The 23,931-nt window shown below is 63.2% G+C and carries 22 protein-coding genes and 1 tRNA gene; 16 read left to right on the forward strand and 7 right to left on the reverse strand.

Annotated features, from left to right (window positions below):
- Window positions 1-84: 84 nt before the first annotated feature.
- The 4 genes from CMV30_RS18330 (at window position 85) to CMV30_RS18345 (ending at window position 4,479) form a co-directional block, all read left to right on the forward strand.
- The gene (locus CMV30_RS18330; protein WP_096057376.1) at window positions 85-1,197 is read left to right on the forward strand and encodes a PfkB family carbohydrate kinase; all 1,113 of its coding nucleotides are present in this window, start codon (window positions 85-87) and stop codon (window positions 1,195-1,197) included.
- A gap of 21 nt (window positions 1,198-1,218) precedes the next feature.
- The gene (tmk, locus tag CMV30_RS18335) at window positions 1,219-1,968 is read left to right on the forward strand and encodes a dTMP kinase (RefSeq protein ID WP_096057377.1); all 750 of its coding nucleotides are present in this window, start codon (window positions 1,219-1,221) and stop codon (window positions 1,966-1,968) included.
- Window positions 1,969-2,010: 42 nt separating this feature from the next.
- Window positions 2,011-2,976, forward strand: a complete 966-nt coding sequence (locus CMV30_RS18340; RefSeq protein ID WP_096057378.1) for a DNA polymerase III subunit gamma/tau — start codon at window positions 2,011-2,013, stop codon at window positions 2,974-2,976.
- Window positions 2,977-3,099: 123 nt separating this feature from the next.
- Window positions 3,100-4,479 (forward strand): MATE family efflux transporter, encoded by a 1,380-nt coding sequence (locus CMV30_RS18345; protein ID WP_096057379.1) that lies wholly within the window; start codon window positions 3,100-3,102, stop codon window positions 4,477-4,479.
- Between the two features lie 35 nt (window positions 4,480-4,514).
- On the opposite strand, the gene CMV30_RS18350 is transcribed toward CMV30_RS18345, so the two are convergent.
- From CMV30_RS18350 to infA, 4 genes are all read right to left on the reverse strand, one after another.
- On the reverse strand, window positions 4,515-5,621 hold the full coding sequence (locus CMV30_RS18350) for an AIR synthase related protein (RefSeq protein ID WP_096057380.1): 1,107 nt from the start codon (window positions 5,619-5,621) through the stop codon (window positions 4,515-4,517).
- A gap of 6 nt (window positions 5,622-5,627) precedes the next feature.
- Window positions 5,628-7,538, reverse strand: a complete 1,911-nt coding sequence (locus CMV30_RS18355; protein WP_096057381.1) for an amidophosphoribosyltransferase — start codon at window positions 7,536-7,538, stop codon at window positions 5,628-5,630.
- A 234-nt stretch (window positions 7,539-7,772) separates the two neighbouring features.
- Window positions 7,773-8,762: a site-specific tyrosine recombinase gene (locus tag CMV30_RS18360; protein WP_096057382.1), complete on the reverse strand. Its 990-nt coding sequence runs from the start codon at window positions 8,760-8,762 to the stop codon at window positions 7,773-7,775.
- Between the two features lie 47 nt (window positions 8,763-8,809).
- Window positions 8,810-9,067, reverse strand: a complete 258-nt coding sequence (infA, locus tag CMV30_RS18365) for a translation initiation factor IF-1 (protein ID WP_096057383.1) — start codon at window positions 9,065-9,067, stop codon at window positions 8,810-8,812.
- 150 nt (window positions 9,068-9,217) lie between these two features.
- Here infA and CMV30_RS18370 point away from each other — a divergent pair, with 150 nt between their 5' ends.
- The 6 genes from CMV30_RS18370 to CMV30_RS18395 all read left to right on the forward strand — a co-directional run bounded on the left by CMV30_RS18370 (window position 9,218) and on the right by CMV30_RS18395 (window position 15,429).
- Window positions 9,218-9,745, forward strand: a complete 528-nt coding sequence (locus CMV30_RS18370) for a nucleoside deaminase (protein WP_096057384.1) — start codon at window positions 9,218-9,220, stop codon at window positions 9,743-9,745.
- 32 nt (window positions 9,746-9,777) lie between these two features.
- The gene (locus CMV30_RS18375) at window positions 9,778-10,305 is read left to right on the forward strand and encodes a dihydrofolate reductase family protein (protein WP_096057385.1); all 528 of its coding nucleotides are present in this window, start codon (window positions 9,778-9,780) and stop codon (window positions 10,303-10,305) included.
- On the forward strand, window positions 10,302-10,607 hold the full coding sequence (locus CMV30_RS18380; RefSeq protein WP_096057386.1) for a hypothetical protein: 306 nt from the start codon (window positions 10,302-10,304) through the stop codon (window positions 10,605-10,607). The genes CMV30_RS18375 and CMV30_RS18380 overlap by 4 nt, the downstream gene beginning before the upstream one ends.
- A gap of 262 nt (window positions 10,608-10,869) precedes the next feature.
- A complete protein-coding gene (locus CMV30_RS18385; RefSeq protein ID WP_175414962.1) occupies window positions 10,870-11,631 on the forward strand; it encodes an RNA polymerase sigma factor in 762 nt (253 codons plus the stop codon).
- Window positions 11,632-11,649: 18 nt separating this feature from the next.
- Entirely contained in the window at window positions 11,650-14,943 is a 3,294-nt protein-coding gene (locus tag CMV30_RS18390; RefSeq protein ID WP_096057388.1) for a WD40 repeat domain-containing serine/threonine-protein kinase, read from the forward strand.
- Window positions 14,944-14,991: 48 nt separating this feature from the next.
- On the forward strand, window positions 14,992-15,429 hold the full coding sequence (locus CMV30_RS18395) for a hypothetical protein (RefSeq protein WP_096057389.1): 438 nt from the start codon (window positions 14,992-14,994) through the stop codon (window positions 15,427-15,429).
- A 269-nt stretch (window positions 15,430-15,698) separates the two neighbouring features.
- Here the strand turns inward: CMV30_RS18395 and CMV30_RS18400 are convergent, their stop codons facing one another.
- Window positions 15,699-15,944 (reverse strand): hypothetical protein, encoded by a 246-nt coding sequence (locus CMV30_RS18400; RefSeq protein WP_096057390.1) that lies wholly within the window; start codon window positions 15,942-15,944, stop codon window positions 15,699-15,701.
- A 155-nt stretch (window positions 15,945-16,099) separates the two neighbouring features.
- Here CMV30_RS18400 and CMV30_RS18405 point away from each other — a divergent pair, with 155 nt between their 5' ends.
- Together CMV30_RS18405 and CMV30_RS18410 are read left to right on the forward strand one after the other, a co-directional pair.
- Complete coding sequence (locus CMV30_RS18405) at window positions 16,100-17,680, forward strand: creatininase family protein (protein WP_096057391.1); 1,581 nt, start codon at window positions 16,100-16,102, stop codon at window positions 17,678-17,680.
- Between the two features lie 81 nt (window positions 17,681-17,761).
- Window positions 17,762-18,349 carry a hypothetical protein gene (locus CMV30_RS18410; protein WP_096057392.1) on the forward strand — a complete coding sequence of 196 codons (588 nt, stop codon included), beginning with the start codon at window positions 17,762-17,764 and terminating at the stop codon, window positions 18,347-18,349.
- A 96-nt stretch (window positions 18,350-18,445) separates the two neighbouring features.
- Here CMV30_RS18410 and CMV30_RS18415 read toward each other — a convergent pair.
- Together CMV30_RS18415 and CMV30_RS18420 are read right to left on the reverse strand one after the other, a co-directional pair.
- Window positions 18,446-18,520, reverse strand: a tRNA-Glu gene (locus CMV30_RS18415).
- Between the two features lie 186 nt (window positions 18,521-18,706).
- Window positions 18,707-19,855, reverse strand: coding sequence for a glycoside hydrolase family 88 protein (locus CMV30_RS18420; protein WP_217494424.1), 1,149 nt, complete (start codon window positions 19,853-19,855; stop codon window positions 18,707-18,709).
- Window positions 19,856-20,372: 517 nt separating this feature from the next.
- On the opposite strand from CMV30_RS18420, the gene CMV30_RS18430 reads away from it, so the two are divergent.
- The 4 genes from CMV30_RS18430 to CMV30_RS18445 all read left to right on the forward strand — a co-directional run bounded on the left by CMV30_RS18430 (window position 20,373) and on the right by CMV30_RS18445 (window position 23,885).
- On the forward strand, window positions 20,373-21,245 hold the full coding sequence (locus CMV30_RS18430) for an MYG1 family protein (protein WP_096057395.1): 873 nt from the start codon (window positions 20,373-20,375) through the stop codon (window positions 21,243-21,245).
- Entirely contained in the window at window positions 21,242-22,048 is an 807-nt protein-coding gene (gene tsaA / locus CMV30_RS18435; RefSeq protein WP_096057396.1) for a tRNA (N6-threonylcarbamoyladenosine(37)-N6)-methyltransferase TrmO, read from the forward strand. Before CMV30_RS18430 ends, tsaA begins: the two co-directional genes overlap by 4 nt.
- Window positions 22,049-22,100: 52 nt before the next feature.
- Window positions 22,101-22,676 carry a bifunctional nuclease family protein gene (locus CMV30_RS18440; RefSeq protein WP_096057397.1) on the forward strand — a complete coding sequence of 192 codons (576 nt, stop codon included), beginning with the start codon at window positions 22,101-22,103 and terminating at the stop codon, window positions 22,674-22,676.
- 126 nt (window positions 22,677-22,802) lie between these two features.
- Window positions 22,803-23,885, forward strand: a complete 1,083-nt coding sequence (locus tag CMV30_RS18445; RefSeq protein ID WP_217494425.1) for a tRNA dihydrouridine synthase — start codon at window positions 22,803-22,805, stop codon at window positions 23,883-23,885.
- The last annotated feature ends 46 nt before the right edge of the window (window positions 23,886-23,931 follow it).

Raw genomic sequence — 23,931 nt, forward strand, 5'->3', positions numbered from 1 at the left:
TCAACGGCAATCTCGCCAAATCCGCGCGCGAATCCTGTTGCCGAAGTTCGTGCTAATTTTTTCGCTCCGGTTCCCCTCACACCCATGAATTTCAAAACCCGGGCTCTCGAAGAGCTCCGCGCCCGCCGTTCCGCCATCGCTCACAAATACACCGTCGCCGGCCTCGACGGTTTCGTGGACACGATCGTGACGCCCGTCGCGCTCCGCTCTGGTCAGGGGGAAAACTTCACGCCCATCTCGACTGTCACCGAGTTCGGCCAGCGCATCCTCGGCGCCGCCGGCAAGAGCACCAACATCGAGTATTACCCGCGCATGGATAAGCTCGGCGGCAACGGCCCGATCATGGCCAACGCCATCCTCGCCGCCGGGTGCAAGCTCACCTACATCGGCGCGCTCGGCCAGGACTCGATTCACCCCGTCTTCGCTCCCATCGCCGCCAAAGCCCGCGCCGTCTCCCTCTGCGCTCCGGCCGCGACCACCGCCGTCGAGTTCAACGACGGCAAGATCATGTTCGGCCAGATGAAGTCCCTCGACGAGATCACCTACGCGCGCATATCCGAGGTCATGGGCCGCGACGATTTCCACGCCCAGCTCGCCGCCGCCGATCTCATCGCCCTCGTCAACTGGACGATGATCACGCACATGACCGCGATCTTCGCCGAGCTCACGGAAAAAGTTTTCCCCGCGCTGCCGAAGCGCGACCGCATCTTCTTCTTCGACCTCGCCGACCCCGAAAAACGCTCCGCCGCCGACCTCGTCGATGCCCTTGGCAAAATCGCCGCCTTCGAAAAATTCGGACGCGTCACCCTCGGCCTCAATCTCAAGGAAGCCCAGCAGGTCTTCGCCGCCCTCGGCCTTGGCATTTCCGAGGGCGACGACGAAGCTGTGCTTCGCCACACCGCCGCCGAGATCCGCAAAAAACTCAACGTGTCCACGGTCGTCGTCCACCCGCGCAAATCCGCCGCCTGCGCCACCGCCGACGCCACCTACTGGGTGCCCGGGCCCTACTGCGAACAGCCGCTCATCACCACCGGCGCGGGCGATCATTTCAACGCCGGTTTCAGCGTCGGCCAGCTCCTCGGCCTCAGTCCCGAAGCGTGCCTCGCCACCGGCGTCTGCACCTCCGGCCACTACGTCCGCACCGCCGCCAGCCCCTCCATCGACGACCTCGAAACATTCCTCGCGAACTGGAAGTAATTCACCCACCCTCCCCTCTATATGCCTCTCAAAGACCAATCCCACACCGGCATCCTCGTCTCCTTCGAAGGTTCCGAAGGCAGCGGCAAAAGCACCCAGATCGCCCGCCTCGCCAAACGCCTTCAGGAAAGCGGCCGCGATGTCATCTCCACGCGCGAACCCGGCGGCACCGAGATCGGCGAACAGATCCGCAACATCATCGTCCATAATTCCAAGGGCGATGAGATGTGCGCCGAGACCGAGCTCCTCCTCTTCGCCGCCGCTCGCGCCCAGCTCGTCCGCGAAAACATCGCCCCTGCCCTCCTCCGCGGCGCCATCGTCCTCAGCGACCGCTTCCTCGACTCCTCGACCGTGTATCAAGGAATCGGACGCAACCTCGCCATGGGCCCGGTCAACCAGATCAACCGCTTTGCCGTCGGCTCGATCATGCCCAACATCACCGTCGTCATCGACGTGCCGACCTCGGTGAGCCTCGCCCGCATCCGCCTCCGCGCCTCCGATCTCCCCGACCGCATGGAGCGCGAGAACATCGACTTCTACGAAAAAGTCCGCGCCGGCTATCTCGTCCTCGCTAAAGGGATGCCCGAGCGCTTCGTAGTCATCGACGGCACCAAGAGCGAGGACGCCATCGAGAAACAAATCTGGGCCGAGCTCGAAAAACGCCTCTTCAAAACCGCCCCCGAGCCCAAAGCAAAAAAGTCCCGCATCAAACCTGCGCCCAAGCTCGCCAAAAAATCTGCGCCCAAAGCCCGCAAGGCTTCCCGCCGCTGATCCACGCGCCCCGTCCGTCGCGTCGCGCGTCACTCATCGCTCATGCCTCACGCGCCCGTCTCCTGGCCTGACTCGCTCGCCGGCACACCCTCGGTCGCCGTCATCGAGCAGGCCATTTCCCGCCAGCGTCTTTCGCACAGCTTGCTCCTGAGCGGCGGCGATCTCGACACGCTCACCCTCGTCGCCAACGCCATCGCCGACCGCCTCCTCAGCGGCCTGCAACCGACCGACGCCCATCGCTTCCCGCCCGAGCAGCATCCCGATTGTTTCGCCCTGCGCCCCGCCGGGAAAATGCGCCAGATCTCGGCCGACGCCACCCGCACGCTCATCGGCAAAGTCCAGGTCTCCGGCAGCGTTTCGCTCCGCAAAGTCGCCATCGTCCACGAGTGCGACCGCATGAACGTCGCCGCCGCCAACGTCTTCCTCAAGACGCTCGAAGAGCCCCCGGCCAACACCACGATCCTGCTGCTCACGACGCGTCCCTACGCGCTGCTGCCGACCATCCGCAGCCGCTGCCTCAACTTCCGTTTTCCCGCTGGTCCCGCGAGTTACTCCCCCGACGGCTGGAGCGCCTGGCTCGCCGACTATCAAGCCTGGCTCACGCGCCTCACCGAGGGAATTTCCGACCGCAAAGCCGTCGCCGATTCCCTTATGGCCGCCTACGGCCTGATCGCGCGTTTCGGTGCCGTCCTTGATTTCGCGACTGACGAAGTCTGGAAACTCCAAAAAGCAAAACTTCCCGCCGAGCTCGGTGACGACGAACAAGTCGCCATCGAAACCGGCATCGCCAACGGCCTCCGCGCCCGCCTCTTCATCGAGATCGAGCAGGCCACCCGCGCCTTCGCTCTCCCGCGTCTTCACGCCAACGACGCCGCAACCAACCGCGCGCTCACCGCCGCCATCGAAAAACTCGAGCAAGCCGTCGGCCTGCTCCGCCTGAACCTCAACGAGTCCGCCGCACTCGAAGAATTCATGCTCTCTTCGCTGCGTCTCTGGACCCGTCGCTGACCCGTCACGATGTAGGCGCAGCGCGGCCGGTCGCGCATGACACCACCATTCCCGTCTACCGTTTGAGCAACACCGCCGCTTTCCAACGGGGCCGCTTCCTGCTTCACCTTGCGATCCGCATCCATGAGCCAGGCGCCCACGTCCAAAGTTAAACTCAGTCTCCTCGCCCTCGCGTGGCCCATCTTCGTCGAGCAGGGCCTGCACGTGATGACCGGCACCGTGGACACGTTCATGGTCGCCCACATCTCGGACAACGCCGTAGCGGGACTCGGCGTGGCGCATCAGATCGTCGTGCTCGCGATCATCCTGTTTAACTTCGTCGGCATCGGCGCGAGCGTCTCCGTCACGCACTCCCTCGGTGGCGGCGATCCGAAAGGCGCGCGCTCGGTGGCCACGACCGCCATCGCCGCGAATTTCTGGATCGGCGCGATCATCAGCACGACCGTTTTCCTGCTCGCGAAACCGCTCCTCCAGCTGATGCACCTGCCGCCCGAGCTGATGCAGTACGGCCTGCCGTTTCTCACGATCATGGGCGGCACGCTCTTCCTCGAATCGATCAACATGGCGATCTCCGCCGTGCTCCGCGCCCACGGCCACACGCGCGAGTCGATGTTCATCACGCTCGGCCAAAACATCCTTAACGCTGCGGGCAACGCCATCTTCCTCTTCGGCCTCTTCGGCGCGCCCAAGCTCGGCGTCGAAGGCGTCGCTCTCTCGACCGTCATCAGTCGCATCGTCGCCCTCGGCGCGCTCTGGATTCTCCTCAAACGCCAGACCGGCATCCGCCTGGAATTTCTTGATCTCTTCCGCGTCTCCCTTCCTCGCCTGAAGCCCATCCTCCACATCGGCCTGCCAGCCGCCGGCGAAAACATCAGCTGGTGGCTCGCCTTCATGACGATGACCTCGTTCACCGCCCTCATGGGCGGCAACGCCCTCGTGGTGCAGACTTACACGATGCAGATTCTCTACGTCGTGATCATTTTCAGCATCTCGATCGCGCTCGGTACTGAGATCATCATCGGGCACCTGATTGGCGCGGGCGAATTCGAAGAGGCTTATCGCGAGCTGATGAAAAATCTGCGCACGAGCCTCTTCCTCGCCAGCGGCGCGATCACGCTCGTCGCCGTACTCGCGCCTTGGCTGCTCGGCATCTTCACCACGGATACAGCGGTGATCGCGGGCGGCACTCTGCTGCTGCGCATGTCGCTGCTGTTGGAGCCGGGGCGCGTGATCAACATCGTCGTGATCAACTGCCTCCGCGCCACTGGCGACGTGAAGTTTCCCATCATGATGGGCCTGCTCTCCATGTGGGGCATCTGGGTGCCGCTCGCCTGGTTCCTCGGCCTGCATCTCGGCTGGGGCCTCCCCGGCGTCTGGATCGCGATGATGTGCGACGAGTGGTTCCGCGGCGCGATCATGTACCGCCGCTGGCGCCATCGCCGCTGGCTGCCGCACGCGCAAAAAGTCCGCGCCCGCGTCGCCGCCAGCGCCGCCGGACTTTGAGGAAGCGCCTTCTCGCGGTCAGGCGCTAGGCGCGCTCAGCGGACCTGCAACGTGTCGCCTTCGTACGCGAGCCCGAGCGACGGGATCGTCACCGCTTTGCGCGTACTTTCCTTTTTCACACTGCCCGCATGCCACGCGTCGTAGCCCGCCGAGCGCGCCGCATCGAGTGTCGCTTCAAGCACGTCGGGCGAAACATAAGCCGCGAAACCAACGCCCTGATTGAAGGTCGCGTACATCTCCTTCGTCGTGATCGGACCAGCCTTTTCCAAAAACTGAAACAGCGCTGGCGCGGGCCGCATGTTGGCGATCTCGTACACAAACGGCTCTTCGAGCCGCATCAATTTCCGCCAGCCGTGACCCGTGACGTGCGCGACGTAGTTCAGCGGAATTCCCCGCTGCTGACACTCGCGAACGAACTCCACGTAGATGACCGACGGCGCGAGCAACGCCTCACCATACGTCCGCGTGTCACCGAAGCCGATCGGCGTCTGATAACCCTGCGGCAGCTGGTCCGCGATCTTGCGGCAGAGCGTGAGCCCGTTGGTCTGCACGCCGGACGACGCAAGGAAAACGATCTGATCGCCGTCGCGGACTTCGCCCGTGATGCGCAGGCTCTTCGGCGAAATTTTGCCGATGGCCGAACCAGCGAGCACGATAGTCTCCGCGTTCACGATACCGCGCAGCGTCGGCGTTTCGCCACCGCCCCAGACTGCGTTGGATTTTTTGCACGCGTGAGCCCAGCCCTCGACGAGCGAGTTCATCCGTTTCTCGTCCGTAAACCATGCCGACTCGCCGACCGCCGCGTGCATCGCGATGGAGATCGGCAGCGCGCCGCAAGTGATCAGGTCGTTCACCATCGTGGCGACGGTATCGATCGCGATCTCGCGGTAGAAATTTTTGCCCGTCTGTTTATAGACGACGTCCGCGACGAGGTTCTTAGTGCCTAGGCCTTCCTCGACGTGCGCGAGGAAATGATCATCCGCCTCCATCAAATAGGCGCTCTCGCCACGCGTCGTCGCGGGCTCGGAGTAGCCATGTTGTTCGAGCAAAGGCGCCGTCGTGCGCGCAGCCTTTTGGCAGGCGCGCTTGAACGCATCGAGCTGATCGTAGTTAACGCCGGAGGATTCGTAGGAAAGAGACATGCTGGATCAGTATGAGCGACCGTCGCCCTTTTCGTAGAAGTTAAGGAAAGCTTGGTTCACGACACGGTATCCACCGGGAGTCGGGTATTTGCCGGTGAAGTACCAGTCCCCGGTGTGCTCCGGAACAGCCGCGTGAAGATTTTCGATCTTCTGGAAGATCACCTCCACGTTGCCCTTCCATTCGATGTTCTTCGGGCGAACGATCTCGGTGATGCGCGCCGAGAGTTCTTCATCCGTAAACGATGCGTAGATCTTGCGCACGTGATTCACGAGACCGCCACGAGCCACTTCCTCGCGACAGAGCTGATAAACTTCCTCGATGACATTGGTCTGTCCGCGCTCCTTGAGCAGCGAGATGGCCGCCTCGAACGCGATGAATTTCCCCAGCTCCGACATGTCGATGCCGTAGCAATCCGGATAGCGGATCTGCGGCGCGGTCGAAACGATGACGATCTTCTTGGGATTCAGCCGCGCCAAGATGCGCAGGATCGATTTGCGGAGCGTCGTACCGCGCACGATCGAGTCATCGACACACACGAGATTATCCTCTCCGGCTTTCACCGAGCCGTAAGTGATGTCGTACACATGGCTCGCGAGCTGATTACGCATGCTCTCCTGGCCGATGAATGTGCGCAGCTTGATGTCCTTCGAGACGACTTTCTCGCCGCGCGGCCAGTTGCGCAGGATGAGATCGTCGAGCGTCGCCTCGTCCAATTTGCCCTCACGCGCGGCTATCATGATGGATTTCTTAACTTCGTCGCGACGACGTTCGCGCAGCGCGTGCATCAATCCGTAGTACGCAACCTCGGCCGTGTTTGGGATGAAGCTGAACACAGTATTGCCCCACTCGTTATTGACCGCCTTGAGCACTTGGTCGGCGAGTTTTCCACCGAGCGCTTTGCGATCCTTGTAGATATCGAGGTCGTTGCCGCGTGAGAAATAAATGCGCTCGAACGAGCACGATGCGCGCGGCAGTGGCGCGGTGAACGCGGAAGACTTCACGGTGCCGTTGCGCTTCACGACGACGACGTGGCCGGGCGCGACTTCCTTCACCTCTTCAACGGCAGCGTCGAAAACCGTCATGAGCGGCGCGCGCTCAGAAGCAAAGGCGACGACCTCGTCATTTTCAAAATGCCAGCACGGGCGGATGCCCGACGGATCACGCGCCACGAAGGCGTCGCCGTTGCCGATGAGTCCGCACAGCGTGTAGCCGCCGTCCCACTTCTGGGCGGAGCGAGTGATAACACGGGCGATGTCGAGATCCTCGCTGATCTTGCGCGACATCTCGACGCCTTTCATGCCGGTGGAGCGCAGCGAGCGGTAAAGATCCTCGTGCTCCTCATCGAGGTAGAAGCCGATTTTCTCCAGCAGCGCCTGCGTGTCCGTCGCGAAGATTGGATGCTGACCGAGGGCGATGAGCGTCTCGTTGAGCTCCGCCGTGTTGGTCATGTTGAAATTACCGCACAGCGCCAGATTGCGCGTCGGCCAGGAACTACGGCGAAAATACGGATGGCACGAACTCATGTTGTACCCGCCCGAAGTGCCGTAGCGCAGATGCCCGACGAATAGTTCGCCGCCAAAATCGAAGTGCTTCTTCACCGTCTCCGCGAATTCCGGATGGATTGTCCCGGCATCGACCTTCGCATTGTAGCCCGCGAGCAGCGTCTTGAAGATCTTGTCGAGCGGGTTGGCCTTCACGCAGCGCTCGCGAAACATGTACGGCTCGCCCGCCGGCACATCGAGTTTCACGCAAGCGACACCCGCGCCGTCCTGCCCGCGGTTGTGTTGCTTCTCCATCAGGAGAAAAAGCTTGGTGAAGCCCCAGAGCGGCGAACCGTATTTTTCCTGAAAGTAGGAAAGCGGTTTCTTCAGGCGGACGAGCGCTACGCCGCATTCGTGGGTGATTTTATCGGACATGGAAAACTGGATCGCCCCCTGCGCCCTGTTGCTTGCTGCCTCGGCGTGAACCAGTTGCCTGCCTTGCACCCATCCACGCGACGCCAATCCAGCGTTCGCGCACGGTCTTCAGTCGATTGACAAGGTCAGTCAGTTTCACGGCCGTTAAAAGGACTGGATGACGGCGTGAATCGCAAAGCGGTCAAGGGTTTTTCCGGTGCCCAGTCGCCTCCCGCGTCAACACCCCGGCATCGTTCACCGGCGGTTGCGCGGGTGAAACTTCGCGTGCTCTCCAGCTAGGCGCTTCTCATCGACGGCAGTGTAGATCTGCGTCGTCGCCAGATTCGCATGACCCAGCATGTCCTGAATAGCCCGCAAATCCGCGCCGCCTCCGAGCAGATGCGTGGCGAACGAGTGCCGCAATAAATGCGGTTTCACCGCCTTCGTGATGCCCGACCGCGCCGCATACTTTTTCACGAGCACCCAGAGCATCTTCCGCGAGATCGCCGTGCCGCGCTCGCTGAGGAAAAGCGCGCTGCCAGTCTTCTTCGGCTTCACAAAATGCCCCCTCGCCGCCGTCAGATAAGTCTGCACCGCATCCAGTGCCCGGCCCCCAACCGGCACCACCCGCTCCTTCGATCCCTTGCCAAAAACGCGCAAGAATCCGTTTTCCAAATCAAGCTGCTGGATCATGACGCCGCTCAACTCCGAAACCCGCAGCCCACTCGAATAAAACAACTCCAGGATCGCCCGGTCGCGGATAGCGATCGCATCGCCGCCCGTAGGCGCAGCGAGCAGCTTCGCCACATCATCGACCGACAGCGTTCCCGGAATGCGTCGCGCCAACTTCGGCCCCTCCAGTAGCGCTGTGAAATCGTCGGGGCGCTTTTCCTCCGAAACTAAATATCGCGCGAGCATCCGCACCGCCGTTCGCTTCCGCGCCAGACTAGCCAACGAAAGATCCCCGCTCCCCAACGAGTGAATCCACGCCGTCACCTCATCGGCCGAAACCGTGCTCCAGTTCTTCACGCCACGTTTGGACAAAAACGTCGCGCATTGATCGAGGTCGCTCTGATAGCTGCTCTGCGTGTGAATAGACAGCCCACGCTCCAGTTTCAGATAACCAATGAAGTCATCAATCTCCCCGCTGAAATCACCCGGCGCACGACTATCTTGAAGCGTGATAGTGTCCGCCGATTTGCGGCCGACTTTTTCCTGCCGCTTACGCTGTTTGCTGCGGGCCATGACGACTGGTCCGAGCTAAACTTCCCGCAAAAAACCCAACCCACCGCTCAGTAGCGGCGGCGGAAGGTGTGCGGCGTCGCACGCTCATCCTTCATGCGGTACGTGATGCGAGCCTTCTCGAGATCGTAAGGGCTCATCTCCATCTTCACTTTGTCGCCAGCAGCGATCTTGATGAAATTCTTGCGCAACTTCCCCGAGATGTGAGCCAGGACCGTGTGGCCGTTGGAGAGCTCAACTTTGAACATGGTGCCCGGAAGGACCGCCACGATTTTACCTTCAACTTCGATCGATTTGCCGTCAGACATAGAGGTCATGCCGGGTACCGGCCACAGGGAGTTTGTTCATGCGTAGAATCAGAGAATAAAAGCCCCTTGTAAGACGTGTGGCCCCCTCCTTAGTCAAGGTTTTCCTCGGGCGAGACCGTCTCCGGCGCTCCCTGTTTTTGAAAACGTCTCATGGATTCTCCGCCCGTCACACCGCCCGCATGCCCGTTTGAAAAACGCTTCCCGTCGCAACTCCTCCGCGACGACACGTTCTTCATGAGCCTCGCCTACAACCAGGCGATAGACGCCTGGCGTCAGGACGAGGTCCCCATCGGCTGCGTCATCGCGCTCGACGGGGAAGTCATCGGCTCGGCGCACAACACCGTCGAAAGCGCCCACGATCCCACCGCCCACGCCGAGATGCTTGCAATCACCCAAGCCGCCAGCCACCTCGGCAACTGGCGCCTCGAAAACGCCACGCTCTACGTCACCAAAGAGCCCTGCCCCATGTGCTCCGGCGCCACGCTCATGTCGCGCGTGAAACGCGTCTGCTACGCCGTCCCCGACCCGAAGATGGGCTGCCTCGGCGGCGCGACTAACTTGAACGATCTCCCACGCGTAAACCACCACCTCGAACTCACCGCAGGCGGCGTCCTCGAGACAGAGTGCCGCGAGCTCCTCCAGGCGTTCTTCAAACTCAAACGCGCCGAACAGGCCTGATCCCGCCACACCGCATCCTCCGTATTTCCGCCATGCGCGTCACCCTCATCGCCGCCCAATCCCTCGACGGCTTCATCACTAAGCATGCCGCGCCCGGCAGCGACTTCGCCTCCTCCGCCGATCAAGTCCACCTGCGCAACGCGCTCGCAGGCTTCGATTGCAGCGTGATGGGTGCCGAAACCTACCGCACCGCCCGCACCCAGATCCGTGAACGCCTCACGCCTCCGCGCCTGCGCACCGTCCTCACTCGCTCGCCGCAAAATTTCGCCGCTGACACTCTTCCCGGCCTCCTCGAATTCTCCTCCGCTTCGCCCGCACAACTCCTGGCCGACCTCAGCGCCCGCGCCCTCCGCCGCTGCGCCCTCCTCGGCGGCGCGCAAATCCACAGCCTCTTCTTGAACTCCCACCTCATCGACGAGCTCTGGCTCACCGTCGAACCCGCGCTATTCGGTCGCGGCACCCCGCTGCTCGCACAGGCCACCGACACTCGCCTGCGCCTGCTCTCTCAAGAAAAACTCGCGGCCGACACCATCCTCTTGAAATACGAGGTGCTTCGATGAATGAAAAAAACAACTGGCTGCACCGCGCACACTGGTCCGTGTATGCGGCTTTCTGGATACTTGGGCTCGTCCTCATCGGCACCATTCTCGGCATGATCTGTTTTCCTCTCGGCGGACTCATCGTCGGAGCCAAACGCACCTCGCTCGAGCTCCTGATTCGCGGCGCTCGCTTCGGCAGTTTCTACTTCCTCATCTGGGCTCCTGCCGTCGCGCTCACCGCTTGCGTCATGCGTGCCTACCGCCGCCGTCATCCCGACGCAGAAACGCCCCAAAGTTCCGCCCGCTCTCCAGAAAACGCGTAACAAGCCCCGCGCGCTTTCTAAAAGCTAGTTCGTGTGGGAAACGCAATCCAGCCACGGACAACACCAGACGGCGCCGACGTTATCGTTAGGGCGTCCTCGACCGCCGGGTAGTTCGTGGCGATATGCGCCTAAAAGGCCTGCCTCTGTGATCAGCCAGCGCATGGGTATGCATGCCGCGCAGGGGCAGGCTTCAGCTGTCGTGACCGCACCATTCCCCCGCCGCGCAAGTCACCTATCGACATCCCCGCAGCCCGCAGCCAACGTGCCGCCCGTGGAAAAGGATACACCTCAAGCCGCCACCTCGCCCGCGTGGTTTCAACCCACCCGCTGGAGCGTCGTCCTGGCTTCCGCTCAAACCCAGGCCCCCGGCGCTCAAAGCGCGATGTCCGAGTTGTGCAAAACCTACTGGCAACCGCTCTACTCTTTCGCGCGCCGCCGCGGCCATGATCACCATCGCGCCCAGGACATGATTCAGGGCTTTTTTCTAAGCCTCATTGAAAGCAAATCCCTCTCCCGCGTCGATCCGCACAAAGGCAAATTCCGCAGCTACCTCCTCGCCTCGCTCCAGAATCACATGGCCAGCGAGCACACCCGCGACAACGCCCAGAAACGCGGCGGCGGCATGAAAATCGTCTCCCTCGACGACGAAGACTCCGACGCCAGGTATAACGCCGCCAGCTTCGCCGCCAATCTCCCCGCCGAGACCGCCTTCGAACGCGAATGGGCCATCGCCGCCCTCGAAGCCGCCATCTCCAAACTCGAGGACGATTTCGAAAAACGCGGCAAAGCGGCTGTCTTCCGCGCGCTCAAACCCTACCTCCTCGGCGACCAGCCCGTCGGAGCCTACGACAAAACCGCTGCCGAGCTCGGCCTCTCGCCCGGTGCCATCCGCACCGGTGTCCACCGCCTCCGTCACGATTTTCGCATGCACCTCCGCCGCGAGGTCGCCAAGACCGTCGATTCCCCCGATCAGATCGACGAGGAAATGCGCCACCTTCGCACCACCCTCGGCAGCGAAAAGTGAGCTGACCAGTTTCCGCTCTTGGCCCTCCAGCCCCACATGACGAAGACCGAGCGTACCTGTCCACGCTGTGGACTCGTCTTCGCCTCCGAAAAACTCGACGGCCTCTGCCCCGCCTGCCTGCTCGGCTCTCTCTTCGACGACAACTCCACCGACGACTCCAAGGCCTTCTGGGAAGACGACGCCGAGGCCGCCGAGCCCGCACCCAACTCCACGCCGCCCGCGCCCGTCCGCCGCTTCTCTCACTTCGAACTCCTCGAAGAACTCGGCCGCGGCGGCATGGGCATCGTTTACCGCGCCCGCGACATCGGCACCGGTCGCATCATCGCCCTGAAAGTCCTCCAGGCCCACCACCTCGAAGTCCCCGACCTCGTCACCCGCTTCCGCTCCGAAGTCCGCGCCGTCACCAGCCTCGATCACCCCCACGTCCTCCCCGTGCATGAGGTCGGTGAATACGAAGGCATCCCGTTTTTCAGCATGAAGCTGACCACCGGCGGCAGCCTCGCCCAGCGCGTCGGCGACTTCCTCGGCCGCCCCACCGAGATCGCCCGCCTCCTCGCCAAAGTCGCGCGCGGCGTCGCCCACGCCCACGAACGCGGCATCCTCCACCGTGATCTCAAACCGGGAAACATCCTCCTCGATTCCGCCGGTGAACCGTTTGTTTGCGACTTCGGTCTCGCGAAATGGATCGAGGACGACCGCAACCTCACCATCACCAGCGCCGTCCTCGGCACGCCCCACTATATCGCGCCCGAGCAAGCCAGCGGCCAAAAAGGCCTCACCACCGCCGCCGACATATACAGCCTCGGCGCCATCATCTACGAACTGCTGACCGCCCGCCCGCCCTTCGTCGGCCAGTCGATCATCGAGACCCTCCGCCTCGCATCCGAAAACACCCCCGAGCGTCCCTCCTCCCTCGCGCAAAACATTCCGCGCGATCTCGAAACCATCTGCCTCAAGTGCCTTGAACGTGAACCCGCCTCGCGCTACCCGTCCGCCACCGCGCTCGCGATCGATCTGGAAAACTGGCTCGAAGGCCGCCCCATTCTCGCCCGCCCCGTCGGCGCCGCCGAGCAACTCTGGCGCTGGGCCCGCCGCAACCCCCTCCCCGCCGCCCTCATCGCCTCCGTCGCGATGCTCCTCGTCGCCACCGCCGTCGTCGCCACCGTATCCGCTGTGCGGATAGAAAAGGCCCGCGACCAAGCCGTCACCGCCGAAGCCATCGCCCGCGAGAAACTCTACGAATCGCTACTCGCCCAAGCCCGCGCCTCTCTGCTCACCGGCCAGGCCGGCCACAGCCTCGACGCGCTTAAAGCCCTCCGCGAAGCCGCCCGGATTCACGACAACCTCGACCTTCGCAACCTCGCCGTCCGCGCCCTCTCGTTCACCGACATCGAAGCCGAACGCGCTGACATCCCCATCGGCCCGAGCAGCCGCCCCCCACGCTCCTTCGATTCACGCCTCGAACACATCGCCGAGGAATCCGGCCGTGGGGCGCTGCGTATTCTTCGCCTCGCCGACGGTGCCACCACTGCTCGCCTCGAAATCCCCGACTCCGGCCTCCAGACACTCGACCTCATTGCATTTTCGCCCGACGACCGCCACCTCATCGCCCGCCAGCCCGATGGTCGCCTCCTGCTTTGGGACGTTGCCGCTCAGAAACTCCTTCGCACCTACGCCGGTGCGCCCGTCGAAAAAGCCCCTTGGTACGCCCGTAATTTCGCCTTCACCGCCGACTCCTCGATCCTCGCCATCTCCCGTGCCGAAGGCGGCATCGCCGTGTACCCGGCCGATTCCGATAAACCCGCCACCCTCATCCCTGTCACCGGTGCCATCCGCGCTCTCGCATTTTCCCCCGACGGCTCGCGCCTCGCCGTCGCCGAATACGGCCGCCCACGTCTTCAAATCTGGGATCTGTCCGCGCCCCGACTCGCTCTCGAACTTGATCTCGCATCTCCCGCGTACTCCCTCGACTGGCATCCCAACGGACGCGAACTCGTCGCCGGCTGTTTCGACTCCAACCTCTACCTCCTGGACGCCCGCAACGGTCAGCGGAAAGGCACATTCTCCGGCCACCTTCAGGAAATCACTCAAGTCCTCTTCTCCCCCAGCGGCGACCGGCTCGTCTCCACTGGACTCGATAAAACCATCCGCCTCTGGTCCCTCGGCTCCCTCATGCAGGAGGTCGTCCTGCCCAGCTACGGCAGCGAACCCGCGCTACGCTTTTCCCGTGACGGCACCCGCCTCGCCGCCACCTCCGCCTCATCGACCGCCCACCTCTTCAAAATCCACGACGCCTCCGCCGTCTGCCGCATTCTCGTTAACGGACGCCTCGGACGCCCCACCCTCGTCGGCTGCCTTTCGTTCTCTCCCGACGGCACACGCATCGCCTCCGCCACCTACGAAGGCATCGATCTATGGGACACCCGCGAAGGTCGTCTGGCTGGCACCTATTCAATCTCCCCAGACAGCGAAAAATCCGTCCGCTTCCTCGACGACTCCAGCACTCTTCTCGTCGGCTCCCGAAAAAACGGTCTTCGCCAATACTCCATCTCCGGATCAACTCACGAACCCCGGCTCACCCCCGGCGAAATCCTCGACGAAGAAACCGACTTCATCTTCAGCAACACCCCGCCCGGTGATCGCAATCTGCTCCCGCTCACTTCCAGCAAGAAAGGCGTCGCCCGTGTATTCGATCTTCAGGCACGCCACGATCTGCTCCGCATCGATAACGTCCCCGAAATCTGGGATCTCTCCATTAGTCCCGATCAGAAAACCATCGCCCTCTCGTTTTCCGGCCAGGCCCCGGGCGAATCTGGCCACACACAGATCTGGAACATGGCTGATCGTCGGAAACTCACCACTCTACCCGGAGGTCAGAATGGCACCGCACGTTTCAGCCCCGATGGAACGTGGATCAAAGCATCCGGCCGCGGGCCCGCATCAGGCGTATGGAAAACCTCCGATTGGACTCGCGACAACGTGCTGGATTTCAATGCCAACAATATCGTCTTTCATACTGGCGACAATGCATGGATTGCCGGGGCTAGCTCCGAAACGGTCATCGTTTGGAATCGCGACGGCACAGGAAAATACACACTGGAACCTCCTCTGAATAAAACCCGCTATACGCTTTTAGGCTTTCGCCTTTCTGCCGGTCCCGGCGGTCATTTTCTGGCGGCCTTGAGCTCAAACAACACACTTCTCCTCTGGAATCTCCACGAACTCGATGAACGCTTGCGTCAATATGGACTACTAGCGCCCAAAAGTCTCCAGCACCAACCAACAACTCAGCCGCAACTCGAAATCCGGTAGTCGTATTGCGCCCTCCAACATCCCACCGATCCGGAAAGATAAAACATCATGCCTGAAGAAACAGAATACCCACCACAATTCGCCTCCAGCGACTTGTCCGCCCTCCTCGGCCAGATTAACGACTTCGCCGGCGTCCCGCCGCCACCGCCACCACCGCCACCACCTCCCGGCGGCATGGAGCTCAAATCCGCCAAAGCCGCTTCTAAGAGCGCCGCCCCGGCCGCTGCCGCCAGCGATCTCGGCCGACAGATCGCCTCCGGCGAGTTTGTGCTCCCCGTCTCCATCGTCGGCAGCCAGTCCCAGCGCGGCCCCTACCTCCCCGGCCTGCGCGACCAGCTCATCGGCGTCGCCATCCTCCGTCTCGCCGAACAAATCGTCGACACCAACCAGAAGAGCTCCGCCAAGAAAGTCGCCCAGGAGCTGATCGCCACAGGCACCAAATCGCTGGCCGATCACATCGCCAAAGAGCGCAAGAAAACCAAGTAACTAACCCCGCCCCGATTCGCCGCCCGTCGGAGTGATCGAGGCGCGCGACGCCGGTGAAGCCGCTTCACGCTCACCGGCGTTTTTGTGTCCGCATCACCCACTTCCACCCACGCCGCCGCTTACGATTCGCACGGTCTCTGGAGCCGGTGAAATAGCGTTATGTCCGTATTTTTGGAGGGACGGCCTCCTTGTCGTCCACGGCCGGCACCGCCCCAGGCGCTCCATACCCGCAGGGGCCGACCCGACTAAAAGCCCCTCGCCGCCAACGCTTATCGCTCCGCCCGCGCCGCCGCCGACTGCGTCAGATGCGCCAGCAACGCCTGGATCTGCGCCCGCGTCTTCACATCGCTCAACTCCTCCGCGAGATTGTGGATCAGCACCGAGATCAACACATCCCGCGCCGCACTGTTCTTCTCGCTCCGCGTCGGCACCACCGCATCCGGCCCGAGCCATTCGCGGATTTCCTGACGAACTGCACCGAGACTATCGAACGTGACATCTTGAACGAGTGACATGGGAGAAATGATTAAAACTCTGCCCCTCTTACTTACTAATCCACCCCGCCCCTGTTTCAAAAAACTCCCCACCTCCTCCATCCAGTCCCTCGATCCCTTTCCGTCGCAAAATCCCGCTCGCGCCGCTCCCGCCCGCTCCTAGCCTGCCCGCTTACATGAGCACCACCTGGCTCGCCGCCGCCGATCCCGCCACCGCCTGGGCCCACCGCCCCTGGACCGACTTCGCCCACGCTCCCGACCGCGAACGCACCCTCGCCATCCTCCCGGTGTACGGCTTCGCCGACCACGGCCTCGGCCTCCCCCTCGACGCCGAAGAAATCGCCGGCTCCGCCCTCCTCGCCTCCGCCTCCTCGCTCGCGGCCAACGCCGCCATCCCGCTCCGCATCCTCCCGCCGCTCCGCTTCTCCCTCGCTCCCTATCCTTCCACCTTCTTCGGCATCGACCCCGAAACCGCTCACGATCATCTCCGCGAAATCGCCGCCTCCGTCCGCGCCGCCGGCCTCACCAAACTCGTCTTCTTTGTCACCAGCCCCTGGCACGAAGAATTCATCGACGCCGCCTCCCGCGACACCCGCGTCGATCTCGGCCTCCAGACCTTCGTCATCAACCTCAGCGGCCTCGCCCTCGATTTCCACCCAGCTAGCGACCGCCGCGCCCACCTCCAGGCCATCGTCGCTCAACTCCTCGGCACCGCCCCCGCCGCCTCATCCCTCCCCGCCGACATCGCCGACGCCACCTTCCGCCCCGGCAACTTCCGCCAGCCGTCTCCACTTTCCCCCGACACGTCCCTCGACGGCACCGCCCTCCTCCAATCCGCCGCGCAACACCTCGCCCGTCTCCTCGCCGAAATCGACGCCCGCGCCTCCCTCGGCCGCACCGACCACCGTTCGCCTACCTCGCTTCCGCCCACACCCCCCAGTCCGACCTTATCCTCCAGTCCGACCTTATCGTCCTCCGCAAACTCCGCCCTCTTCCCCGCCGCCTATCGCTCGCGCTACCTCCCCGCATTCACCCGCGACGCCCTCGATTCCCTGCCCGACAAAGCCCGCACCCTCGTCATCATCCCCACCGGTGCCATCGAGCAACACGGCCACCACCTCCCCGTCGGTGTCGACGCCATCCTCGGCCAGGCTTGGCTCGCCCACACGCTCCCCAAACTCCCCGCCACCGCCCGCGTCCTCGTCGCCCCTCCGATCACCTTCGGCAAAAGCAACGAACACACCGGCTTCCCCGGCACCGTCACCGTATCCGCCAAAACCCTTCGCCGCCTCCTCCTCGCGCTAGCCACGCAACTTCACGCCCTCGGCTTCCGCCACCTCGCCCTCCTCAACACCCACGGCGGCAACAGCGCCGTCCTCGTCTACACCCTCCGCGAGATCCAGACCACCCTCGGCCTCCGCGCCGGCATGTTGAATTTCCCCTTCAAGCCCGAAACCTCCCGCCAGGAAGCCGAGTACGGTTTCCACGGCGGCGAATGGGAAACCTCCCTCATGCTCGGCTGCGCCCCCGAGCTCGTCCACATGGACAAATCCCTCTGCGAATACCCCGCCCGGCTAGACGACCCCGGCGAACTCCGCCCCGAAAACGCCCCCGCCATCTTCTCCTGGGTCACCTCCGACATCTCGAAAACCGGCGTCATGGGCGACGCCCCCGCCGCCACTCGCGAAAAAGGCCTCCACTGGCTCGCCGCCGCCTCGACCGCTCTCGCCCGTCGCATCGAAGAGCTCCTCCCGTAGCCACTCCCACGTAGCCACGAGCGCCAGCGAGTGGTCCGCATCGCGCACGCACTAATCCCGCGCGTCCATGTCCAATCCCGGATGAATCTACGCCGCTTCCCCCTGCAGTCCCGCACCCTCCGCTTCATTCGCGTCGCCCCCATCTCCTTCGTCTTCGCCCTCCTCACCGCGTCATTCGCTCAAGCCGCCGCCGACGACGACACCGCCGCCCAACGCCAGCTCCGCGAAGACCGCGAACGCTTCCAGCGCGAAATCGAGCGCCAGCGCACCGAGTCCGCGATTCAAGCCGAGCGCGCCCGCCAGGCCGCCGAACAGCAACGCACCGCCGACGAACTCGCGCGCCTCCGCGCCCAGCAAGACCGCCAGTCCTCCGAACTCCGTTCCCTCAACTCCACCACCCGCTCCCTCACCGAGTCCCCCGCGTCCTCCTACACCACCCGACTCCGCACCGACGCGCCTGCTTCCAATCCCCCACCACTCATCGCGCCATCCGACACTCCCACGCCTTCCGCCACCATCACCCCCGACTTCGCGATCACCCTCCTCCCCGACGGCCGCTGCGTCCTCCACCTCAAAGGCCGCCCGCCCGAAATAAAATCCCCCGCCGAAGTCCAGTCGGCACTCCAGCAACTCCTCAGCACGTCAAAGTCATCCGCCCCTTCTCCATAGCCAACAGTGATAAGAAAAATGGCCCATCAAGCCTGCGAGACACATAATAAAAAAACCGCATCCCCAATAGAATGCGGTTAAAGCGAACCCTGAAGTTGGTGCCCCCACGGAGAATCGAACTCCGATTTATTGAATGAGAATCAACTGTCCTAACCGTTAGACGATGGGGGCGTTTCCCAACGAAGATCGGCCAGACTGCTGCTGACCCCGTGTACGTCAAGCGCAGTGTCTAACTCTGAATTCAGCCCCCAGACACCGAACGCAACGGGAGACTCTAGATCTACGACAACACCTCTGCGCGCTCCCGCCCGGCCTCCGTGCTCTGTGTGTAATTTCCGGGATCGTCGGCGCCTCGACTCAATAACTCCCCGCCGCCTTCACCGCCGGCCTCCGATACCGCGACAGCGCCTTGAGAAAATAATAGTCCGCATAGTTAAGCGGCACATCAACCTCCGTCCCTGCTGGATTATGACCCACGCAATGCATGAGGAGGAAGCTCCCGTTCTCCCCCAGCTTCGCGCGGTACGCCGGACTCGCCAGCGAACGCAGCTGCTTCTCCGCCATCGCACGATACTTCACCGCTTCTTCCGCCGGCACTTGATCGGCCAGCTCAAGAAATCCGCACGCCATCAACGCACCCGCCGAAGCATCGCGCGGCGCATCAGGAATACCCGGCGCATCGAAATCCCAATACGGCACGCCGTCTTCCGGCAGACGCGGATGACTCAGGATAAACGCCGCGATCTTCCGCGCCTGCTCCAGATAACGCGCCTCACCCGTCAGCCGCGCCATCGTCGCATAGCCGTGCAATCCCCAGCCCTGCCCGCGCGCCCAAGCGGAGTCGTCGGCTGCTCCTTGCACCGTCTGCCTCTTCAACACCGAACCCGTTTCCGGATCATAATCCACGAGATGAAAACTGCTGCCATTCTCCCGAAAGTGATTCGCGAGCGTGTTGTCCGCATGGTTGATCGCGATCTCCCGAAACGCCGCTTCGCCCGTCTGCTTGTGCGCGAACCACAGCAGCTCCAGGTTCATCATGTTGTCCACGATCACCGGATACGTCCACTCCTTCGCGTCCCACGAACGGATCAGCCCCGGCGGCGCCTTGTAGCGCGTCGAAAGACTCCGCGCCCCCTGCACCAGCACCGCGCGATACGCCGCATCGCCGGTGATGCGCAGCCCTTCGCCATAACTGCACCCGAGCATGAAGCCGACATCGTGGTGATCTTTGAAAAACTGAATCGACTCCACCCGCTTCGTGAAATCCTCCGCCGCGCTCTTCATCGCCGCGTCGCCCGTCTGCTCATAGATCAGCCACAGCGAGCCGGGAAAAAATCCCGACGTCCAATCGCGCGCCGGCACCGCCTTGAAAACTCCCTTTTCAAACGTCCTCGGCTGACGCGTCGCGTCGCCCTCCATGCGCGTGAGCATCCCCGCATACTGCTTCGTCGCGAAAGCGAACTGCTCCCGCGCCACCTCCGCCAGATCCGCCTCAGCCGCACGCACGCTTGCGAAACCGATGAGCGAAACCGCACAGGCCAGAAGCCCGCGCGTGAATCCACGCAGCGATGAGTGACGAGTGTGCAGAGTCTGGGCCGAAACGATTGGGTGGGTCATGATAGTCAGAGCAAAATCAAAACAGGGGCGGCGGAAACTTCCGCAAGGGGACCAAAACATTCCCAGCTGAGCGACCATCCGTGCATCAGCAAATCACCGCACTCGTCGTCCAGTTCGAATCCCCACGAAAAACGCGCACGCGCGCGCCGTCAGCTCCCGCTCTTGTTCGACGGAAACAAACACCCGCAGCCCTTCCCGCAACAATCCTTCCGCCGAAAGCACACGTACCGCCGCAGCCCGAAGGCCACCAGCGTCAGCGCCACGATTCCGATTCCAATAAAAAGCCAGACCATGCCCGCCCACCCTGCGCGCCTTCTCCTCGCTGGCAACTCTCCACACCGGGCCATGCCTCCGCGCGCGTTTCCACCATTGCCCGCCGTCGCGTTTCCCCTACCGCAGTGAGCGCATGACGCCCATCACCAGCCTCCTCACGCATCCCGGCGGTGCCCACAAAGACGAGTTCCTCGCGTGCAGCGTGCTCCTCGCGCTCCACCCAGTGCCCGTGATCCGCCGCGAACCCACGCCCGCCGACCTCGCGGACATCGCGACCTGCGTGATCGACGTCGGTCACTCCCACGATCCCGCGCGCAACAACTTCGATCACCACCAGCTCCCCAAGGATCATCCGCCCACCTGCTCGCTGTCCTTGGTTCTTCAACACCTCGGCCTCTACCAAGACGCCCGCCAGTTCTGCGAATGGCTCGAGCCCGCCGAATGGTTCGACTGCCGCGGCCCCAACGACACTGCCCGCTGGCTCGGCATCGGCCGCGACACTCTTGCGAAACTCAACTCCCCCATCGACATCACGCTGCTGCGCCGCTTCGCGCAAACCACCCGCCTCGAACCCGGCCAGCCGCTCTGGGAAATGATGCGCATGATCGGCGAAGATTTGCTCACCTACGTGAAATCGCTCCGCGCCCGCCTCGACGTCCTCGCGCAAACCGCCGTGCTTTGGGATCTCGCGCTCCCCGACGGCCCCGCGAAAATCCTCTTCCTCCCCCGCACCGATCCGCTCCCCGACGATCCGTCGCAAGGCCTCGACCGCTTCATCGAAAGCCGCGGCCTCGGTGCCACCGTCATCGCCACCGTCTGCCCCGACCGCCGCAGCACCGGCTACGGACTCTCCCGCCATCAGGATAACCCGCGCCTCGACTTCACCCGCATCGCTCGCGAGGCCGATGTTCACTTCGCCCACGCGCGTGGCTTCGTCGCCAAAACCTCCGCGACCGACATCGCCCGCCTCCAGCAACTCCTCCTCCGCGCCGGCACACCTGCGTGAACTCGCTCACCCTCCAGCCCATCGGCTTCATCCGCACCGAAAAGCAGGTGAAGTTTCAAGCGAAGCACCAGCCCGCCGAAGCCGACGCCGAGAGCAACATCCTCGAGCTGTTGCCAGATCTCGGATACGAAAACGCCCTGCGCGACCTCGAGGGCTTTTCCCGCATCTGGCTCGTCTGGTGGTTTCACCGCAACGACACCTGGCGCCCGCAAGTCCTCCCGCCTCGCGGCCCTTCGCAACGCCGCGGCCTCTTCGCCACGCGCTCTCCACACCGCCCCAATCCTCTCGGCATCACGCCCGTTCAGCTCCTGCGCGTGGAAAAACTCCGCCTCTTCCTCGGCGCATGCGACCTCGTGGACGGCACGCCCATCTTCGACATCAAACCCTACGTCCCCGCCTACGATTCCTTCCCCGACGCCACCAACGGCTGGATCGGCGAAGTCGACGCCCTCCTCGCAGCACCGCCCGCATACTCCATCGCCTTCGCTCCGCTCGCCGAAACTCAAGCCGCCTGGCTGCTCGACACCTGGCAGATCGATTTCCGCGACCGCCTCCGCGAACTCCTCTCGCGCGATCCCACGCCGCACCGCACCCGCCGCATCACCAAACGCGGCGCATCCCAATTCGAAATCGGCTGCGGCGCCTGGCGCGCGATCTTCTCCGTCCGCGATAAAACCGTGACCATCGACTCCCTCGAACCCGGCTACCCGCCGCGCTTCCTCCAAGATCCTGCCCGCGCCGGCATGCCCGACCAAGCAGCTCAACTCGCCTTCTACGAACGCTGGCCCGAACAGCCTCAATAACCACCGCCTCCCCGCTTGCCCTCGCGCACAGCCGCATTCACCGTTTTCCCCTATGCAAAAAGACGTCGTCGAAGTTTCCGTCAAAGGCGTGATGCCCACGGCCAACGGCTGCGCCGTATTCCTCGGCAACGATGACAAAACCTTCGTCATCTACGTCGATCACTCCGTCGGTAACGCCATCCAGATGACGATTAACGGCGTCAAAAAAGACCGCCCCCTCACCCACGATCTCATCGGCCACATCCTGCTCGGCCTCGGCGCCAAGCTCGACTACGTCCTCATCAACGACGTCAAAGACGGCACCTTCTTCGCCCGCATTCTCCTCCGCATGGAAAATGAGCTGGGCAAAAAAATCATCGAGATCGACTCCCGCCCGAGCGACTCGACCGTCCTCGCCCTCCAGCAAAAACGCCCGATCTTCGCCTCCCGCAAAGTCTTCGACGCCGTCGAAGACATGACCGAAATCCTCGAACGCGTCCTCCAGCAACAAGCCCAGGAATCCGGCACCATCTCGGACGACGATGACGACTCCGACGACGATGAGGATGACGACGATCTCACCGACAACGCCGACGAAGCCACCGACGACGACAGCGACGAAGACGAGGACGACGAAAAGAAAAAGTAAGCCCCGAAGAATCGCCCACACGCGCTAGGAGTAGTCACCGCCCTCTCCGGGCCCTTCGCTCCTTAGCGTCTTCGCGATTCAACTCCTACTCCTGCGTCTCCGCCGTTCCGTCACGTCACGCCCGCCATGCCCGCCGCCCTCCCAGCGCCCATCGTCCCAGGCCAGCCGCTCACCGCGCTCGCCCCGATGCAGGACGTCACCGACCTCGCCTTCATGCGCGTGATCGCCCACTACGGCGCGCCCGATTATTTCGTCACCGAGTTCTTCCGTGTCCACAGCCAGTCGCGCCCCGAAAAACACATCATCCGCTCCATCGACGAAAACCAGACCGGCCGCCCCGTCTTCGCCCAGCTCATCGGCGAAAACATCCACGACCTCACGCGCACCACCGAGGAACTTCTCCGTCACCCCGTCGCCGGCATCGACCTCAACCTCGGCTGTCCCGCGCCCAAGGTGTACAAAAAAAACGTCGGCGGCGGCCTCCTCCGCGAGCCCGCCAAAATCGCCGAAATACTCACTGCCCTCCGCGCCACCGTCCCCGGCCTCTTCACGGTCAAAATGCGCATCGGCTTCGAAGACACCCGCCACTTCGACGAAATCCTCTCCATCGTTAACGACAACAACGTCGACCTCCTCAGCGTCCACGGACGCACCGTGAAGGAAATGTACCGCAGCGACGTCCACTACGACTGGATCGCCCACGCCGTCTCGCGCGTCCGCTGCCCCGTCCTCGCCAACGGCAACGTCACCTCCGCCGTCAAGGCCGCCGACGTCGTCGCCACCACCAAAGCCGCCGGCGTCATGATCGGCCGCCACGCCATCCGCAATCCGTGGATCTTCCGCCAGTGCCGCGAACGTTTTTCCGGCCAGCCCATCTCCCGCATCACCTTGTCCGACGTCCGCGAATACATCGAGCGCCTCTTCCACGCCACCAAGCACGACGGCATCCCCGAGCGCGCTCACGTGAACAAGATGAAGAAGTACCTCAACTTCGTCGGCCAGAGCGTGGACGCCACCGGCGCCTTCCTCCACGACATGCGCCGCACCGAAACCCCAGTAGAACTCTTCGCCGCCTGCGACAGACACCTCCTCGCCGAGCCCGCGAAAGAGTTCCCCTCCGAGCCTTATCCAGGCGTCATCGCCCGCCCCAACTGCGAGACGCCCGACAGCGCGTCCAACGGCTGCTCTCTCGAAAACGTCACCGCCTGACCGCCGTAGCCGACCGCCCGTAGCCACGAGCGCGCAGCGAGTGGTC

Source organism: Nibricoccus aquaticus (assembly GCF_002310495.1).
Taxonomy (GTDB): Bacteria; Verrucomicrobiota; Verrucomicrobiia; order Opitutales; family Opitutaceae; genus Nibricoccus; species Nibricoccus aquaticus.